Source organism: Flavobacterium ovatum (assembly GCF_040703125.1).
Taxonomy (GTDB): domain Bacteria; phylum Bacteroidota; class Bacteroidia; order Flavobacteriales; family Flavobacteriaceae; genus Flavobacterium; species Flavobacterium ovatum.
In genome coordinates, this window is sequence record NZ_CP160035.1 from 1,136,761 (window position 1) to 1,154,530 (window position 17,770).

Annotated in this window: 12 protein-coding genes and 1 tRNA gene; 4 read left to right on the forward strand and 9 right to left on the reverse strand. The window is 34.8% G+C overall.

Features of this window, described 5'->3' with window-relative positions; all coding sequences use genetic code 11:
• Positions 1-342: 342 nt before the first annotated feature.
• The 4 genes from bioD to ABZP37_RS04930 all read right to left on the reverse strand — a co-directional run bounded on the left by bioD (position 343) and on the right by ABZP37_RS04930 (position 4,061).
• The gene (gene bioD / locus ABZP37_RS04915) at positions 343-960 is read right to left on the reverse strand and encodes a dethiobiotin synthase (protein WP_366186114.1); all 618 of its coding nucleotides are present in this window, start codon (positions 958-960) and stop codon (positions 343-345) included.
• A 222-nt stretch (positions 961-1,182) separates the two neighbouring features.
• The gene (locus ABZP37_RS04920) at positions 1,183-2,328 is read right to left on the reverse strand and encodes a pyridoxal phosphate-dependent aminotransferase family protein (protein WP_366186116.1); all 1,146 of its coding nucleotides are present in this window, start codon (positions 2,326-2,328) and stop codon (positions 1,183-1,185) included.
• A gap of 66 nt (positions 2,329-2,394) precedes the next feature.
• Positions 2,395-3,009: a 50S ribosomal protein L25/general stress protein Ctc gene (locus tag ABZP37_RS04925; protein WP_366186119.1), complete on the reverse strand. Its 615-nt coding sequence runs from the start codon at positions 3,007-3,009 to the stop codon at positions 2,395-2,397.
• Positions 3,010-3,119: 110 nt separating this feature from the next.
• Entirely contained in the window at positions 3,120-4,061 is a 942-nt protein-coding gene (locus tag ABZP37_RS04930; RefSeq protein WP_366186121.1) for a ribose-phosphate pyrophosphokinase, read from the reverse strand.
• Positions 4,062-4,278: 217 nt separating this feature from the next.
• Here ABZP37_RS04930 and ABZP37_RS04935 point away from each other — a divergent pair.
• Positions 4,279-4,358: transfer RNA gene (locus ABZP37_RS04935), tRNA-Leu, on the forward strand.
• A gap of 201 nt (positions 4,359-4,559) precedes the next feature.
• Here ABZP37_RS04935 and ABZP37_RS04940 read toward each other — a convergent pair.
• From ABZP37_RS04940 to ABZP37_RS04960, 5 genes are all read right to left on the reverse strand, one after another.
• The gene (locus ABZP37_RS04940; protein WP_366186123.1) at positions 4,560-7,250 is read right to left on the reverse strand and encodes a DEAD/DEAH box helicase family protein; all 2,691 of its coding nucleotides are present in this window, start codon (positions 7,248-7,250) and stop codon (positions 4,560-4,562) included.
• A gap of 78 nt (positions 7,251-7,328) precedes the next feature.
• Positions 7,329-7,682: a four helix bundle protein gene (locus tag ABZP37_RS04945; protein WP_366186125.1), complete on the reverse strand. Its 354-nt coding sequence runs from the start codon at positions 7,680-7,682 to the stop codon at positions 7,329-7,331.
• Between the two features lie 23 nt (positions 7,683-7,705).
• On the reverse strand, positions 7,706-8,683 hold the full coding sequence (locus tag ABZP37_RS04950; protein WP_366186127.1) for a virulence RhuM family protein: 978 nt from the start codon (positions 8,681-8,683) through the stop codon (positions 7,706-7,708).
• A gap of 51 nt (positions 8,684-8,734) precedes the next feature.
• Entirely contained in the window at positions 8,735-9,088 is a 354-nt protein-coding gene (locus ABZP37_RS04955) for a four helix bundle protein (protein WP_366186129.1), read from the reverse strand.
• A gap of 40 nt (positions 9,089-9,128) precedes the next feature.
• Positions 9,129-10,775: a site-specific DNA-methyltransferase gene (locus tag ABZP37_RS04960; RefSeq protein WP_366186131.1), complete on the reverse strand. Its 1,647-nt coding sequence runs from the start codon at positions 10,773-10,775 to the stop codon at positions 9,129-9,131.
• Between the two features lie 361 nt (positions 10,776-11,136).
• Here ABZP37_RS04960 and ABZP37_RS04965 point away from each other — a divergent pair, with 361 nt between their 5' ends.
• From ABZP37_RS04965 to ABZP37_RS04975, 3 genes are read left to right on the forward strand one after another with little or no spacing between them, the layout of a single operon-like run.
• Positions 11,137-14,304, forward strand: a complete 3,168-nt coding sequence (locus ABZP37_RS04965) for a TonB-dependent receptor (RefSeq protein ID WP_366186133.1) — start codon at positions 11,137-11,139, stop codon at positions 14,302-14,304.
• A gap of 12 nt (positions 14,305-14,316) precedes the next feature.
• A complete protein-coding gene (locus ABZP37_RS04970; protein ID WP_366186135.1) occupies positions 14,317-15,915 on the forward strand; it encodes a RagB/SusD family nutrient uptake outer membrane protein in 1,599 nt (532 codons plus the stop codon).
• 19 nt (positions 15,916-15,934) lie between these two features.
• Positions 15,935-17,512 carry a DUF4955 domain-containing protein gene (locus tag ABZP37_RS04975; RefSeq protein ID WP_366186137.1) on the forward strand — a complete coding sequence of 526 codons (1,578 nt, stop codon included), beginning with the start codon at positions 15,935-15,937 and terminating at the stop codon, positions 17,510-17,512.
• Positions 17,513-17,770: the final 258 nt, after the last annotated feature.

The window sequence follows — 17,770 nt, forward strand, 5'->3', positions numbered from 1 at the left end:
TTTCGGTGCTACTTCGGTAGCTCACCTCAATCCTTCACGCGAGCGCTATAATCGATTATGATTGTCAATATTCATTGACGTTTTTGAAATAGACGGGTTGAAACCCGTCCCTGTAACGTGTGTCGAGCCTACGGCTCTTTACGCTCAATGTGTTGAATCTGTATGATGACAAAATCAATCTCGAAGTGTTGGGACTTTAATTGTTATTCTTCTTCGATTCAATGTGATAAAAACCCTTTGTGAACCCTGTGCTTTCTCTGTGTCTTAGTGGTTAAGTCAAAAATCAACAATCGTTAATTAAAAAAAAATCTTTGTGCCTTCTCCGTGTCTTTGTGGTTAAAATCACAAATTCAGCAGCTTTTCTCGAAACAAATCCGCATATTCTTTAACTACATTTTGGTCAAAATAAGGCTCTTGTTCAATTCGGCCCAAAAATTTCACTCCTGTTTTCTTCAAAATAATCGATTCTGTTGCTTGATTTTCATCACCACTAAAGATGATTCCAGCAACCTGTAGATTCCTATTTTTCAAAGCTTCAATAGTCAACAAAGTGTGATTGATACTTCCTAAATAATGTCTCGAAATCACAATTATTTTATAATCGGGTTTGATGAGATCAATAATGGTATCGTTATCATTTAGCGGAACAAATATTCCACCAGCAGCTTCAATAACCAAATGGTTTGCGGTTTCTGGTTCTGTGATTTGGTTGATGTCAATCGTAATTCCGTCCAATGCCGCCGCATGATGCGGACTTGCAGGAGTCAGCAACGCATAGCTATTGTTGTGAAATTTCGATTTGGCATTCGACACATACGATTTTACCTTTATAGTGTCCGAATTTTCTAAATCTCCCGCTTGTATGGGTTTCCAGTAATCAGCTTCTAATGATTGGGTGATAATAGCCGAGGCAACGGTCTTGCCAACATCGGTAGATATTCCTGTGATAAATAATTTCATGTGTTAGTATTTCGCAAAGATTCACAAAGATAGAAAAGAAGATTCACAAAGTTTTTATAAAACACTGTTTCGAAAAGCAACATTTTCTTAATGGTCTAATGTAAAACGTGTACAGCTTCAAGATGTAGAATTTGCTATAAAGTTGTATGGAGTTAATAAAACGCTTAATTTTCTTAATGGTTTAAAAAGATAGTTGTTAACTTAAATGCTAGTATAATTGTTTTAAAACACAAAAGAACTCAGTAAAGATAGTAGTTCTGTTATTTCCTCTTTTGTGTTATAGCTATGCAAACAAAAACGCAAACGTTCTTGGCCTTCGGGAACAGTAGGCGATAAGATGGCTTTGACTTCAAAACCTTTCTCTTGCAACTGCCTTGCAATAGTTTTTACTTTTTCGTTCCCTGGAATAATCGCGCATTGTATTGCCGACTTGGAACGAACAAATAAAGGTTGCAATCCTGCCATTTTTTTCTCTTGGTTGAACCACAATATGTTCTCTCGTAAGCGAGATATATTTTCAGATTGAGCTTCTAAATTTCGATAAGCAATTCCAATCGTCGCTACAGCATGCGGATTCAGTCCAGTGGTATATATAAAACTTCGAGCAAAATTGACTAAATAGGATTGTAAATCTTTCGATCCTAAAACGGCTGCCCCATGACAACCCAATCCTTTGCCAAAAGTCATAATTCGGGCAAAAACTTGGTTTTCGATTCCTAAATATTGTACCAGTCCTTGTCCGTTTTCGCCATAAACACCAAGGGCATGAGCTTCGTCAATGACCAAATAGCAATTGTATTTTGTAGACAGAATGGCTAATTGTCCTAAATTGGGACTGTCGCCGTCCATAGAAAAGACACTTTCTGTAGCAATGTAAATGGGAGTATTGGAGGTGTTGAATTTTAGAATCAAGCGTTCTAAATCTTCAAAATCGTTATGGTCGTATTTGTATGCTTTTGCGTGTGACAACTGAATTCCGTCACGAATCGAAGCGTGACACAATTCGTCATACAAAATGAAATCGCCTTTTTGTGGAACTGAACTAAAAAAACCCACGTTAGCATCATAACCAGAATTAAATATCAAAGCTGATTCCGATTGGTGGAAGTTGGCAATTTCTTTTTCTATTGTAGAATATACTTCATGGTTTCCAGAAATGAGTCTAGAACCAGTAGCGCCGTTTTGAGTGTAATTAGTATCAAGTAAATATTGATGCGTTTGCTCAAAAATAACTTTGGACTGCGAAAATCCGATATAGTCATTAGATGAAAAATCTATTCTGTTGGAAGTGGTTCCCAATTGTCTTAACGCATTGGAATCTGTTCTTTTTTGGAGTTTGGCAAGAAGTGATTGAGGAAGTGTCTTCATGAACCAAAGGTAAAAAAAAAGACTGTCTTTTGGGACAGTCTTTTTGGTAGAGTATTTGAAAAAATATTATTTTTTCTTTCCTTTTGCAGGAGCTCCTTTTGCTGCTTTCGCTGCTTCTTGAGCTGCTTTCATAGCTGCACGAGAAATTCTTACTTGACAAACAACTGTGTTGTCTGGGTGCATGATTGCGTACTCAGGTGCACCAACTTGTGTAACGTACAATTTGTTACCCATTTCAAGTGGAGTAATGTCAGCTTCAACAAAATCAGGAAGATTTTTTGGTAAAGCTTTAACTTTTAATTTACGATTGTTCAAACGTAAAACACCACCTGCAAGAACACCTTTAGATACACCTGTAACTTTTACAGGAACTTCAATAGTAACTTCTTTATCTTCAAAAGTTTGAAAGAAATCTAAGTGTAAAATTTTGTCAGACACTGGGTGAACCTGAATGTCTTGTAAAATTGCATTTAATGATTTACCATTTTCCAATTCAATCACAACTGTATGTGCGTTTGGAGTGTAAACCAAAGTTTTAAATGCTTTTTCTTCTGCTGAAAAGTGCACTGGTTGATCTCCTCCGTATAAAACGCAAGGAACCGCTCCAGCATTACGTAAGGCTTTAGTTGCTACTTTGCCCACGCTTTCTCTTTCTGATCCTTTAATTGTAATCGACTTCATTGTAAAATATATAATTGTTAATAATTCATTTTTTTAGTCCTAAGCATTTAGTCCTAAGTCTTTAGTAAATTTTCTGTAGTCTGTAGTTTTTTACTAAGGACTTCTTCTAGTTACATCAAAAACTTCCCGCTGATAGAGTTGTTGTGTTGTACCATGTGCATTACTTCTGCAAATAATGGTGCACAACTTACTACTCTGATTTTTTTAGATTCTTTCTTTAATGGAATAGAATCGGTAACGATTAATTCTAATAACTTAGAGTTTTCTATTTTTTCGTAGGCATCTCCAGATAAAATAGCATGTGTACAAATAGCTCTAACGCTTAATGCTCCTTTTTCAATCATTAAGTCAGCAGCTTTAGCAAGTGTTCCACCAGTATCAATCATGTCGTCTACTAGTATTACGTTTTTGCCTTTTACTTCACCAATTAATTCCATGGTTGCAATAACGTTGGCTTCTTTTCTTTGTTTGTAACAGATAACCACTTCTGAATTTAAAAATTTAGAATAAGCATAGGCTCTTTTAGATCCACCCATGTCAGGTGATGCGATCATAAGGTTGTCTAATTTTAGACTCTCTATATAAGGTAAGAAAATAGTAGAGGCAAAAAGATGATCTACTGGTTTTTCAAAGAATCCTTGAATTTGATCTGCATGCAAATCCATAGTCATGATACGAGTTGCTCCGGCAGTTTCTAATAATTTAGCCACTAATTTAGCTCCAATCGGAACTCTTGGCTTGTCTTTTCTGTCTTGTCTTGCCCAACCGAAGTAAGGAATTACAGCAGTAATGTGTCTTGCTGATGCGCGTTTTGCAGCGTCAATCATCAATAAAAGTTCCATTAAATTATCTGCAGATGGAAAAGTTGAGCATACAATAAATACACGTAATCCTCTGATAGACTCTTCATAAGAAGGTTGGAATTCTCCATCACTATAGGTAGACATTGTCATTTTTCCTAGTGGGATACCATATTTATCAGCAATCTTCTCAGCAAGATAGACACTTTGTGAACAAGCAAATATTTTAGCTTCTGGTTCTGTATGTGACATTTAATTTGTTGTTTTGTAGTTAGTTAGTGTGCCCTGTTTTTACGAACTGCAAATTTAGAAAAAAAATCGAACTCTGAAAGAGAAAATTTTAGTTTTTTTATTAGAATGTTTTGATTTTTTTTATACATTTGCACCGTGTTAAAGAAACAAGATGTTTGACTACCATTAAATATCTCTTTATTGCGTTGAAATGACTGTCGTCATTTCTGTCTGCTAAGCCCGGATGGCGGAATTGGTAGACGCGCTGGTCTCAAACACCTGTGGGAAACCGTGCCGGTTCGACTCCGGCTCCGGGTACTTAAAAGCCTCTTAATCGTATGATTGAGAGGCTTTTTGCTTTTTAGGGGTAAAAGGGTGGCCAACTTTTTTGTATCTACTTTCCACTTTTACTTCTTTTAATAGTTTTTAATCCTAATATTAAATAATTGGATAAAAAAACTCCCATAAAGCTTTTGCAATATGAGAGTGTTTGGTATTAGGAATTTTTCTAATAGTATTCTAAAGTTCGCTTATAATTTGAATGAAATTTTTAGCCGTATAACATCCCTCAACATTTTTGTTTTCAAATACCATAAAGTATTTGTAATTATTACCAGATTTTTCAGCCCATTTCTTTCCTAAGATATTTTTAGCTTTACTATCATCGTTATCCAAAAAGTCTCCTTTTGTTTCTACTAAGATAATGTTGCCTTTTTGAGTCTGTAAAATAAAATCAGGATAATGATTAGTGCTAAATCCATTTAAATAAAAACCTTTGTCTTTGCTTACTGAATTTCTATGCCAAAATAAAATGTTTTCTTGCGATGCTACATCCATTATTAAGCGCTGTTCGAAGCTGTTCATATCGCCTTCTCGTTCATACAAAGATTTGTCTATTTTAGCACCCTCTTTGGTATGAACTAGTGTTTCTTTAAATTTAAAACTTGGTTTCACGATAATTTTATTGGTGTCTAACAATCTGCCGAATTCTTCTTTTGCAAATTGGTTTGACAACTCAATAATTTTAGCTTTGATTTTATAAACGTAGTTGTACTCATTATTAACGGCATCAATTATTTCTTCTGTCGTGAACTCACTAAAGATGCGTTCTATGTATTTTCTAATTTCGGGCTCTGTAATTGGAGTCATGTTCCCGATTTTAGAAATCATTATATTCGTAATGTCTTTTACTTGTTTCTCTTTCGGTTTCGCTACAATAGCATTTACAAGTAGTTTTTTGGCTTGAATGCTAAATTTAGAAATCATGGCATCTTTACGTACTTCGTCATAATCTACTTTTACAATTTCAGCACTAACGCTATTGAAATCAATTTCAATATCTTTTGAGGAAAGTTTAAAATTGGATAATAATTGTTCTTTGTTTAAGAAAACTTCGCCCTGACTTAACTCTTCAAAAATTAATTCTTGACTTAAGATATCGGCATCAAGTTTTTTGTAAAATTGAGGTAATTCAATATTTTCTGCTACTTGATGGAAGTGTTCTACTATTTTATATCTTTTTGGCTCTTTTCCCATTTCTCTTAAAAGGTATTCCGTATTGTCTCCAGTATCTGTAGTCAATCTAGTTTCAAATGCTTTGCCTTCCTCAATTGCTTTTTGTGTGATTTTATTTAGTGCTCCTGTTTTAATTGTTGACGAAGTGTTTTGTGTTGGATCATAATCAATAGCACTTACATTAATATTCGTAATATCAGCATCATCAAAAGATTTATCTGTTACAACTTCTGTACTGCCAAACAATTCATTAGTCAATGCTTCTTTATCCGATAAAGGAGCGGTTGCTGTTTCGTTTATAATTTCTTCGGCATAATAATCTTTGTTACTAAAACCTGCATCTTGTAATCCTTTAACAATATTGTCTAAAGTTTCATTGAATTTAGCCGAAGCAGTTAAAACGAAAGAAAGATTCAATAACGGTTCTTTATGTTTGATTACATAAGGTTGGCGCAAAACACGTCCTAAGATCTGTTCTACTTCCACTGCGGAAGATTTGTCGGCCAATGAAGCAAGGATGTAAGCAAATGGACAATCCCATCCTTCTTTTAAAGCATTGATTGTTATGATGTATCGAACAGGACATTTTCCGTCCATCAAATCAATTCCTTTTAGCTCGTCCAAACCACTGACTTTGATCTTGATTTGTTCTTCGGGAATTTTTAACTCGATTAGTTTTTCTTTAATCTTAATATAGGTGGTATTGTCGCTTCCTTTGATATTAGATTGCGCTTGAAATAAAATAATAGGTCGTATCATTTTTCCACCATCCAAATGTTCTTGAATCGCCAATTGTTCTAACTGTCTTTGTAAATGCAAAGCACTATTAATTACCTCTTCTTTTCGGCTATGGTTGTAAACGATAACAGGTAATTTTACCATGTGTTCCTTCTTTAACTCAATGGCATTTACATAACTAACTATGTTACTATTTTTCTTTGGAGTTGCAGTTAGATCTAAAATAAAAGAAGGATTAAGATTTTGGAGCATTTCAATACTTAAATCACTTTCGGCATTGTGACTTTCATCAACAATGACTAATGGGTTTAAGCTTCTAATCACGTTTATTAAAGCGCTTTCGTCAGTGTCGGGCAAAACTAAATCTTGTGCCACAATACTATCTCTAAAAGCTTCCAAAGCGCCATTTTGTTGGTATATTTTGCGGTCGTCTTTTTTCTTAGAATTGATTCGTAAACTGCTGAAATTGAAAACAAAAATATTTAATTGTTCGGAGACAGAGGTAGGGTTGAAATTTGCGCCTTGCAAGAGGCTCTCTTTTTCATAAACTTCTACACTATGGTTGAATAAAGTATTTAATTTTTGACGGTAAGGGTGTGCCGAATCAGAAAGATTGGAGGCTGTTTGTTGCAGCAGATTACTCCAGGGCACAAGCCAAACAACCGCCTTAGGACGACTACTGTCATAACTGCTAAATATAGAGTGAATAGCATTGCAAGCAATGAAGGTTTTACCTCCAGCTGTTGGTACTTTTATAGCAATGTGTGGTGTGTTTTTGATGTTATCTTTATAGGGTGTCATTCCGCTATAAGTACCGTCAAGTTTCAGTTCATAGGCACCAACTTTGTCTTCCCAATACTGTTTAAAGGCAAGGGTTGGTGTGTCATAATTTTGGAGATATTCTAAAAATACATCTAAATCGGTAATAACTTGTTGCTGATAGGATTTTAACTCCATTTTTATGAGTTATGAGTTATGAATTATGAATTATGAGTTGTTCAGTGCAACTCCTAATTCATAACTCCTAATTATTTTCTATTTTTTACTTTTCGTTGTAATAATAATGCTTTTTAAAATTTTCAATAGTTCAGAAGCGTCCTGATTTATACTTTCAAATTCAGCTTCTGTTATGTAATTGGTTGCTTTTAATAATTCAAACCAATACATTGATTCGTCACATTCTTTTTGAGAAATGGCAAGTTTATGAATAAAATCAGCTTTGCTTTCTCCGTTTAACGCTTCACGTACATTGGCGCCAATTGATGTTCCTGAACGTAATAGTTGCTTGCTCAATACGTATTCTTTTCGCTCGGAAGTCAGTAATTGATATAACTTTACGATACGTATGGCAAACAGAAAACTTTTATTTTTAATAATACTTTCACTCATAACTCCTAATTCATAACTCCTAACTATTTCCCCAATCCCTTAACAACTTTGTCAAAGTCGGAGATTATTTTTTGGGTTTTATTAAATGTCTCATATTCTTTTATCGCCTTTTTATCAGCAGTAATTTTTTTTATTTTGCCTTTTCCTTCAAGTACTTTATAGTCATTGAAAGTAAGGAATTTATTCACGCTAGTAGCTAATCCTTGCATTGTGAACGTGTTTTCTCGTTCTATCAACCCTTCAATGTAATCAAAATAACCCGTAACGGTTCGCTCTAATTGTTTGATTTCTTTTTCCTGTAAATAATTTTTAGTAATTATAACATCCGATTTTAGTATTCTTCCTTCGGGTGCGTTTTTCCACGAAGTTAATCCCATATTTTCTTTTTTGCTATCAGCTGAGATAGCAATAATTTCGGCTGCAGTATTGCCTGTTATGGCAAAATGGAATTTATTTTGAATCGTTGCGTAAAAGGCTTTAGTTATTTCGGCATTGTTATCGTAATCAATGGAGCACTCTGCAAAAATATCGGTTACTTGTTGGTATATTCTTCTTTCGCTTGCACGTATGGAACGAACTCTTTGTAATAACTCTCTAAAATAGTCTTTGCCAAAAAGTGTTTGTCCTTGTTTTAACCGATCATCATCAAGTACAAATCCTTTAATTATGTATTCTTTTAGGGTTTGCGTTGCCCAAATTCTAAACTGTGTCGCTTTGGTCGAATTTACTCTATAGCCTACAGAAATTATAGCATCTAAATTATAGAATTTTGTATTGTATATTTTACCATCCTCGGCAGTATGTTCCAAAATGGAACTAACTGAATTTTCTTCTAGTTCGCCCGATTCAAAAATATTGATTAAGTGCTTTGTGATAGCAGGTCTCTGTACCCCAAATAATTCAGCAATAGCTTTTTGAGTAAGCCAAACTGATTCGTTTTGAAGCAAAACATCTACGCGAACCACTCCGCTTGGGGCGGTATATAATATGAAATCAGTCATTTTTATAAAGTTATGAATTATGAATTATGAGTTGCCCGGAAAAACTTCTAATTATTTTTTATTTTTGGTTGTAGTAATAATGCTTTTCAAAATTTTTAATATTTCTAGGGCATCTTTATTTATACTTTCAAATTCAATTTCTGTTATGTAATTCGTTTCTTTTAATAATTCTAGCCAATACAAACTTTCGTCACATTCTTTTTGAGAAATGGAAAGTTTATGCACAAAATCGGCTTTGCTTTGGCCATTGATTGCCTCACGAATATTTGCTCCAACTGAAGTTCCAGAACGTAATAATTGTTTAGACATTACAAATTCCTTTCGGTCAGAAATAAGTAATTGATATAATTTTACAATTCTAATTGCAAACAAAAAACTCTTGTTTTTAATAATACTCTCACTCATTTTTTGAATACCCAAAAATTCATAACTCATAACTCATAACTCAAAATTTAGTTATATCTCTTGGGATTTTCTTGAAGATAATATGATGCTTCAACATAAAATCTTTTTCTAACAAACAATTGTCAGCATAGATGATGTATTGACTGGCTTTGTGTTTTATTCGTGCCATAAAATCATAATCTACTGTAGTAACAGCATCTTTGGTATAATAAAAATAATAATCGGTTTGGTCTTTTGTGCCAATGCGAAAATTGTCTTGTTCTAAATTTTGAATTTTAGCAAATGCCGTTCTGGTCTCCGAATACCAAATGTATTTCAGGATATTGTCAATACCAACGGCTTCGTTCAAAACGTCTTCTTCCAGAAATAAAGGTTCGCCCAATTCATAATAATCAAAACTACCGCCTGTGCCTTCTATGGCTTTTTTATCTTCCCCGTAGCCATTTATGACTCTTTTTACTCGCTCGGCAGTAATAGTATTGGCGTAGTCTTCCATTTCTATTAAAATGAACTTTCTGTTGCCGCCATCTTGCTTGTTCAAATTTAAAACTGCATGAGCCGTTGTTCCTGAACCTGCGAAGCTGTCGAGGATTATGTCGTCTTCATCAGTAGCAATGGTCATAATTTGCCTTAATAACATTTCTGGTTTTGGGAAGTCGAAAATTGATTTCCCAATAAGTTCTGTGATCTCTTTGGTTCCCTTTATAGAGTGAAAATTTTTATTATCCCAAGTTGTTTTAGCAGTTTGAGTTAGTTTTCTTTCTTTTTGAAATATTCTAATTTCATTGTCATTGCCTTTATAAGCAATTAAGTCTTCATTTTGTTTTCTAGCTTTATCAGTGCCCCAACACCAAACACTATCCAACCCTTCGACCGTGCTTGCAAATACTTGCAGCCAACTTTCTACAGGATCTACACTAACTTGAAATAATCCATTACTGTCTGGATTATTTATATCTACATAAAAGGGGTAACGAAGATTTGGTCGGTTATTAGAATTGAAAGACTTAACATTTCTATTTCTTAACCCTTTTAAATTAAATCCTCCTTTTTCATCAAAATACACATATTTTGTTCCTTCAACTTCAATTTCATTTAAGTAAAGATCATTTGCTTTTTTAGCAAAAACGAGAATATATTCATGTGTTTTAGCAAAAAAACCATATCGTCTCCCTTCAGGTTTTACTATAACTGTAATTGTAGAAATGTAGTTAGATTCTCCAAATATTTCAGTACATAAAAACCTTAGATTTGTCATTTCATTTTCATCAATACTAATAAAGATTGCACCATTGTCAGCTAGTAATTTATGTAATAATTTCAATCTTGGGTACATCATACACAACCATTTGTCGTGACGTGTTAGATCTTCGCCATCACTACCCACGACTTCGCCCAACCATTTTTTAATTTTTGGGTGGTTTACATTGTCATTATACACCCAACTTTCGTTTCCGGTGTTGTAAGGTGGGTCAATGTAGATGCATTTTATCTTGCCTTCGTATTCGGGCAAAAGGCTTTTCAAGGCTTCCAGGTTGTCGCCGTGAATTATTTTGTTACCACTGTTGTTGGGTTCCGTTTGCTCAATGCCATCCGTAAAACCATATTGTGGTTCTAATATTTTATAAGGCACATCTTGATGATGGTTGATTACTTTTTCTTTTCCAATCCAGTTTAGTGTAGGCATTGCAATTCTTGTATTTTATTAAGTTGGGTAAAAATAGGATATTATTGTCAAACAATTATGGGAGTTCTGTAACGGTATCAAAAAAACAGTGTCAAAACGATCAATATAAGTGCCAAATTTTCGGGAGTTAACCTTGTTTAATTATTTTAAATCATCATAAATACTACTATTTTTGATAGGGGATTTTTTAATTATTAATACGTAGCCCCCCTGTTTTACTGAGTTTTTTTAGAGTACGAACAAAATACACCTCTTCAAAGGTCGATTTGTACCACTTTTTTCTCTTTCGATAAAAGTAATTTTACCTTATTGAAATTGATTACTAATAACCAACTAAACCATTATGAATAAAATTAACTACATGAAACAAAAAAAGAAGTTATTGATTTCTGACTTTAATAGAATGATTGCACTTGTTTTATTACTCACTATACCAGTGATCGCAAATGCACAATCAAAAGTTGTGACAGGAAAAGTACTAGATGAGTTAAGTGATCCATTACCCGGAGTTACTGTAATGGTTAAAGGAACCAAAACAGCTACTCAAACTGATGGTGACGGAAATTTTAAATTACAAGCAAATCCAACGAGTCAACTGACTTTCTCTTACATCGGGTTTAAATCAAAAACAGTTTCGATAAGTAATAAAGCTATAATCAATATTACTCTTGAGGGAAACACAACTTCACTTGATGAAATAGTGGTAGTAGGATACGGAACTCAAAAAAGAAGTGACCTTACTGGTTCCGTAGGGAAATTGTCAGTGGAAGATTTACAAAAAGCACCTGTACGTTCTTTTGACGAAGCTTTGGCGGGACGTATCGCAGGGGTACAAGTAACATCCTCTGATGGTCAGCCAGGATCTGGAGTGAATATCGTCATTCGTGGAAACAATTCGGTTACGCAAGACAATTCTCCTTTGTACGTAATTGATGGCTTTTTAATTGAAAACCCAAATAACAACGCAATCAATCCACAAGATATTGAGTCATTAATTGTTTTGAAAGACGCATCTGCAACAGCTATTTATGGTGCTAGAGGAGCAAATGGAGTAATCGTTATTACAACTAAAAAAGGAAAATCAGGAAAACCAGTATTTAGTTTTGATGCTTCCTATGGTTTTCAAGAGAATTTGAAAAAAACAGATGTTTTGAGTCCTTATGAGTTTGTCAAAGCGCAAATTGAATTTGATCCAACACCAATTTCTGGTAATAGCTACAAATCACCTACACAGATTTATTTGTCTGACGGAAAAACGTTGGATTATTACAAAGGTATTGCGGGCAAAGATTGGGAAGGTAAAGTGACCAGAGTAGCTCCTATGAAAAATTATAATTTTGCTGTAAGAGGCGGGAATGAAAAAACAAAATACGCTTTCTCTACTTCGTTAAATGACCAAGATGGGATTTTGATTAATTCCAACTACAAACGTTTTCAAGGCCGATTGAATGTAGATCATACCATTAATAAGAAGTTTAAATTAGGTTTTAGTACCAACTATAGCCACTTGGATCAAACAGGAATTAGTCCATCACAATCACAATTTAGTTCGTCTACAAATATTATGTTCTCAGTTTGGGGATACAAACCTTTGGACTCAGGTTTGACAAATCTTGAAGAAGAACTTTTGGATCCAGATGTGAATCCTGTAAATGATTATAGAGTAAATCCATTATTGAATTTGAGTAATTTGTATCGTTTGAATACCACTAAAAATTTCAATACAAATGCTTATTTTGAATATAATATTATACCAGATTTAAAATTGAGGGTTACAGCTGGCGTTAACGAAACAAGAGTACAGCGTAACTCTTTCAATAATACCAATACGCAATACGGATATGTAGGCAGTAATAATGGAATTAATGGTTCTATTGATTATGCGCAAAAAAGCAATTGGTTAAATGAAAACACCTTGACTTGGAATAAGAAAATTAATAAAAAACATTTAATTAATTTACTCGGTGGTTTTACATTACAAAAAGAAACTACTAAAAATTATGGTAGAAGCGCTAATCAAATTCCACTAGAGTATGAGTCTCTTGGTTTGAACGGTTTAGATAAAGGGACGCAATTACGAGTAGACACTTTTGAATCCTTATGGTCAATGGCTTCATTCTTAGGTAGAATAAATTATAATTATAATTCTAAGTATTTGTTTACAGCTTCTATAAGAGCAGATGGTTCTTCAAAATTTCCTGCAGACAATCATTGGGGGTATTTTCCATCGGCGGCTGTATCATGGAAATTTAGTAATGAAAACTTCCTTAAAAACAGCAAAGTTTTATCAGAAGGAAAAATACGTTCTAGCTACGGTCAAACAGGAAACAATAGAGTGGGAGATTTTGATTACTTGACAAATTATTACAATCCCTTAGAAAGTAATTATGTGTTTGATAATAATTATGCTCCTAATGTAGTGGCAACCAACTTGGGTAATTCTAAGTTAAAATGGGAAACTACAGAGCAAACAGATTTAGGGTTGGATTTAGGGTTTTTTAAACAGCGCATTACCATATCGGCAGATGTGTATAAAAAAACAACCAAGGACTTATTGTTAAAAGCTTCTTTACCACAATCTTCTGGATTTAATACTGCAATCAAAAATGTGGGGAGTATTCAAAATCAAGGTTTAGAGTTGACTTTGAATACAGAGAATATTAAAACTAAAGACTTCTCATGGTCTACTTCTTTTAATATTGCTTTTAATGAAAATAAAGTTTTGGCTTTGAGTGATAATCAAACGACTTTAGAGAGTACGTTGCGTTGGGATACACAATGGGAAAATACGCCTGCATACATCGCAACAATCGGAAAACCATTAGGAATTATGTATGGTTACATGGCTGATGGTACTTACAAGTATAGCGATTTTGATAAAGATGGAAGTGGTATATATACTTTAAAATCTAATGTAACTACAAACGGAAATAGCCGAGCCAACATTCAACCAGGAGACATAAAATATCAAGATTTGAATGGTGATTTGATTGTAAATGCTGATGATTATACTGAAATAGGTCATGGGTTACCAAAGCATACTGGTGGATTTACAAACAACTTTAGGTATAAAGGGTTTGATTTGAATCTGTTTTTCCAATGGTCTTATGGGAATGATATCATGAATGCCAACAGAATTGTTTTTGAAGGAAATACTAAAACGGCCTCTTACTTGAATCAATTTGCAAGTTATGCTGATCGTTGGACTCCTGAAAATCCAGATTCTGATATTTATAGAACAAGAGGATATTTTGGAGGAGGATATTCTTCACATTATGTAGAGGATGGTTCTTTTCTTAGACTTAAAACGGTTTCTTTTGGATATAATCTAGATGCTAAAAGAATAAAATCAATCGGTTTAAAATCAGTTCGACTTTATGTTTCTGCTCAAAACTTGTACACTTGGACTAAGTATTCTGGACCAGATCCTGAGGTGAACACTTATAATTCAGCTTTAACATCTGGATTTGACTACTCAGCGTATCCAAGATCAAGAACAATCACTTTTGGTACTAACATCTCATTCTAAAAAATAAAAAAGATGAAAAAGACACTATTATTATTACTTATAACTGCACTAGGAGTCGTATCATGTGACGATTTCTTGAATACTGAACCGATCAATAAAATTTCAATCAAACAATATTATACCGATGAAGCGGGATTAACCCAAGCTTTGGCAGGTGTTTATGACCAGCTAGGTAGTGATGCCTTGTATGGAAACGGTATGTTTTTGCGTTACAATGGCTGTACGGATGAGGGATATTATGCTCGAAGCACCGTTTCAACAGGTGTGTTTGTAAATAATTTTGACCCAACAAACTCTGACATCAATAGTTTATGGCAAAGTTGTTATTTGGGAATTAATCGTGCTAATGATTTAATTGCTAATGTAGACTTGCCCGTGATGGATGAGAATAAACGAAAAATTATTCTAGGGGAAGCTATATTTCTAAGAGGGTATTATTACTTTTTATTGGTATCTCACTTTGAAAATATTCCTTTGATACTAACACCAACAACTAGTCCTAATGATGTTTATGTGGCACAAACACCTATGAAAGACGTTTATAGACAAATTCTAAAAGACATGACAGATGCGGAAGAGAAAGTCAGTACTTCAACAGAATTTGGTTATTCCAGTCGTGTTTCAAAAACAGTAGTACAAGGAATTTTGGCTAGAGTTTGTTTGCAAATGTCAGGATACCCAATGAACGATGCTACTAAATTTGCAGACGCATTATCATGGGCCAAAAAAGTACAAACTTCAGGGGAACATGGACTGCGAACTACTTATAATTCTAGTTTGACCAATAGCGCATACAGTCAAATTTTTATTAATCATGCTCAAGATGTTTATGATATTAAAGAAAGTATGTGGGAGATTGATTTCTTAGGAAACAGAAGCGATGGAAACCTAGAGACTGGTCGTGTAGGGAATACTAATGGAATTACCATGACTAGTGCAGCTCTAACGCAAACATTAGGATATAGTTATGGTTTTATCAAAGGAACCGCACGACTGTATAAAGGGTATAAGACGGGAGATTTACGTCGTGACTGGGTGTTAACGCCGTTTACTTATAACAACGCTACTGGTGCCAAAGTGCCAATAACAATAACGACTGGTTACGGAAGAGATTGTGCGAAATGGAGAAGAGAATTTGAGTTGTCATCCCCAAAAAATAAAAACCATGGACCAATTAATTTTCCAGTATTACGTTATGCGGATGTATTGTTAATGATTGCCGAAGCTGAAAATCAAGTAAACGGACCTACAACTATTGCTTATGACGCATTGAATCAGGTAAGAAGACGTGGTTTTGGTCTGAATATCGCAACAGCTAGCGTAGTAGCAGATGCAGCCGCAGGACTGTCTAAAGCAGATTTTCAATTGGCAGTAGAGAACGAACGTATGTTGGAATTGTGTTTTGAAGGGACACGTCACCTGGATTTAATTCGTTGGAATAAATATGTGAGCACTATGAATTCTGTTGGGAATGAAATCGCAACCAATGGAGGAGCACAAGCTTATGGAGGTTTGGGAGGTAAAAATGTTACTGCACGTCATTTGGTTTATCCTATACCCGCCAAAGAAAGATCGGTGAATAAAAAGTTAGATCAAAATAAAGATTGGTAGTTTTACAAATAGTTTAAAAATGATACAATTAAAAATAAATAGGATGTTTACACCAAGAATAAACCAACTGTGTTTAGGAATGTTGTCTTTATTTATGGGTACTACTTTTTGTAATGCCCAAAAACAAGCACAAATTTTCAAAAACTATCAAAAGGACGCCACTGTGCTCCCCGATTTTTCCTATGCGGGCTATCACAATGGAGAAATTGGAATTCCGAACGACTTGAATTATAAGGTTTTTGATGTAACTGCTTATGGCGCAAAACCCAATGATGCTGTTTCGGATAAAGTGGCCATTCAAAAAGCGATTCAAGCGGCAAATGCAAATGGTTCTGGGATTGTTTTTTTTCCAAAAGGACGCTTTTTGGTGAATGAAGATGGGGATGATTTGTCTCGAATAGTTTCCAAAGGAAGTAAAATCATCTTTAGAGGAAGCGGATCTGGTAAGGATGGCACCGAATTGTTTATGAAAAATACTTTGCAACCTACAGATCCAAAAAAAATGTGGACTGTACCTACTTTGTTTTCTTTTACCAGTAATGGTAGCGATAAAAAAGTGGGAGATGTTGCGGCTTCCGCCAAAGTAGGAAGCTTTGATTTAGAGCTGAGTACTAGCAAAGGATTGAAAGCAGGAGATTGGATTGTTTTGAAGATTCTAGATACTAATCCAGATTTCATAAAGTCGGAATTTGGTGAAGTAGCAGTGAATCCTACTTGGACGTATATTACAGACAAAGGTTTGGAAATACGTGTGATGTACCAAATTGCAAAAATAAAAGGACAAACGATCACATTGGCAGCGCCGATTCCGTATGCAGTAGATGCTAAGTACAAATGGGAAGTGTATAAATTTGCCAATAGTGAAGAAATTGGTATCGAAGATATAGCCTTTGTGGGCAACTGGAAAGAGAAGTTTGTGCATCACGCTTCTTGGATACACGATAGTGGTTATTCGCTAGTGAGTATATCAAAAACCACCAATTCATGGATGAAAAATTGTCGTTTTACGGATTGTAGTTCGGCAGCAACAATTTCGCAGTCTGCTAATTTTACGGCTTTGAATTGCATAATTACAGGCACAGGTGGTCACAATGCGATTGCTTCTAATGGTAGTACTAATGTTTTGATTGCAAAATGTGTTGACGAAGCTTCGCAATGGCATTCTTTTGGCGCATCGCATTGCTCGATGAATACGGTGATTTGGGATTGTACGTATCCAGCAACGACTTGTTTTGAGTCCCATTCTAGTCAGCCTCGCAATACGTTGCTTGATGGTGTGACAGGAGGATTTATGAGCAGTAGAGCAGGTGGATCTGTTTTTAATATGCCCAATCATATGCAAGGATTGGTTTTGTGGAATTATACACAAACGAGCCCTGTATTGAAAAACTTCGAATTTTGGCCTCCCAAAGAAATTTACTGGAAATTGTTGAAACCCACCATTGTTGGATTCAAAAGTGAAGGAACTACTTTCATTAAAGAGCAATTGCGTTATGGTGAGTCACTAGATGGTTTGGTTGAACCGGCTTCCTTGTATATCGCTCAATTAAAAATAAGACTTAAGAAAGTACCTGCTTGGGTTAGCGAACTTCCTTAATTTGTTTAATTCTTGAAAATAACACCTCTTTTTCGTACGCTTGTCCTACGAGAAGTAGGTGTTTTTTCGGTTATTTAATTGGGGAATATTTTTGTAATCTTGTGCTTTGCGTGAGTGATGGAGGCAGGCTACCGAAGTAGCGCCGAGAGCCCGACAGCCTAATGCAATGTGGCCGATGCGCGCAAACAACTTTTGGCCAGATTGAGTTAGGGTGGCACGCCCAAATAATTTTAAGAAAGACTTGGCTTGATTTTAATT

What these genes read in the sequence shown, in the direction of transcription:
- ABZP37_RS04975 (WP_366186137.1), top strand. Translation starts at nt 15,935, where the DNA reads ATGATACAATTAAAAATAAATAGGATGTTTACACCAAGAATAAACCAA.
- ABZP37_RS04930 (WP_366186121.1), bottom strand. Translation starts at nt 4,061, where the DNA reads ATGTCACATACAGAACCAGAAGCTAAAATATTTGCTTGTTCACAAAGT.
- ABZP37_RS04950 (WP_366186127.1), bottom strand. Translation starts at nt 8,683, where the DNA reads ATGACTGATTTCATATTATATACCGCCCCAAGCGGAGTGGTTCGCGTA.
- ABZP37_RS04970 (WP_366186135.1), top strand. Translation starts at nt 14,317, where the DNA reads ATGAAAAAGACACTATTATTATTACTTATAACTGCACTAGGAGTCGTA.
- bioD (WP_366186114.1), bottom strand. Translation starts at nt 960, where the DNA reads ATGAAATTATTTATCACAGGAATATCTACCGATGTTGGCAAGACCGTT.
- ABZP37_RS04925 (WP_366186119.1), bottom strand. Translation starts at nt 3,009, where the DNA reads ATGAAGTCGATTACAATTAAAGGATCAGAAAGAGAAAGCGTGGGCAAA.
- ABZP37_RS04960 (WP_366186131.1), bottom strand. Translation starts at nt 10,775, where the DNA reads ATGCCTACACTAAACTGGATTGGAAAAGAAAAAGTAATCAACCATCAT.
- ABZP37_RS04955 (WP_366186129.1), bottom strand. Translation starts at nt 9,088, where the DNA reads ATGAGTGAGAGTATTATTAAAAACAAGAGTTTTTTGTTTGCAATTAGA.
- ABZP37_RS04920 (WP_366186116.1), bottom strand. Translation starts at nt 2,328, where the DNA reads ATGAAGACACTTCCTCAATCACTTCTTGCCAAACTCCAAAAAAGAACA.
- ABZP37_RS04965 (WP_366186133.1), top strand. Translation starts at nt 11,137, where the DNA reads ATGAAACAAAAAAAGAAGTTATTGATTTCTGACTTTAATAGAATGATT.
- ABZP37_RS04940 (WP_366186123.1), bottom strand. Translation starts at nt 7,250, where the DNA reads ATGGAGTTAAAATCCTATCAGCAACAAGTTATTACCGATTTAGATGTA.
- ABZP37_RS04945 (WP_366186125.1), bottom strand. Translation starts at nt 7,682, where the DNA reads ATGAGTGAAAGTATTATTAAAAATAAAAGTTTTCTGTTTGCCATACGT.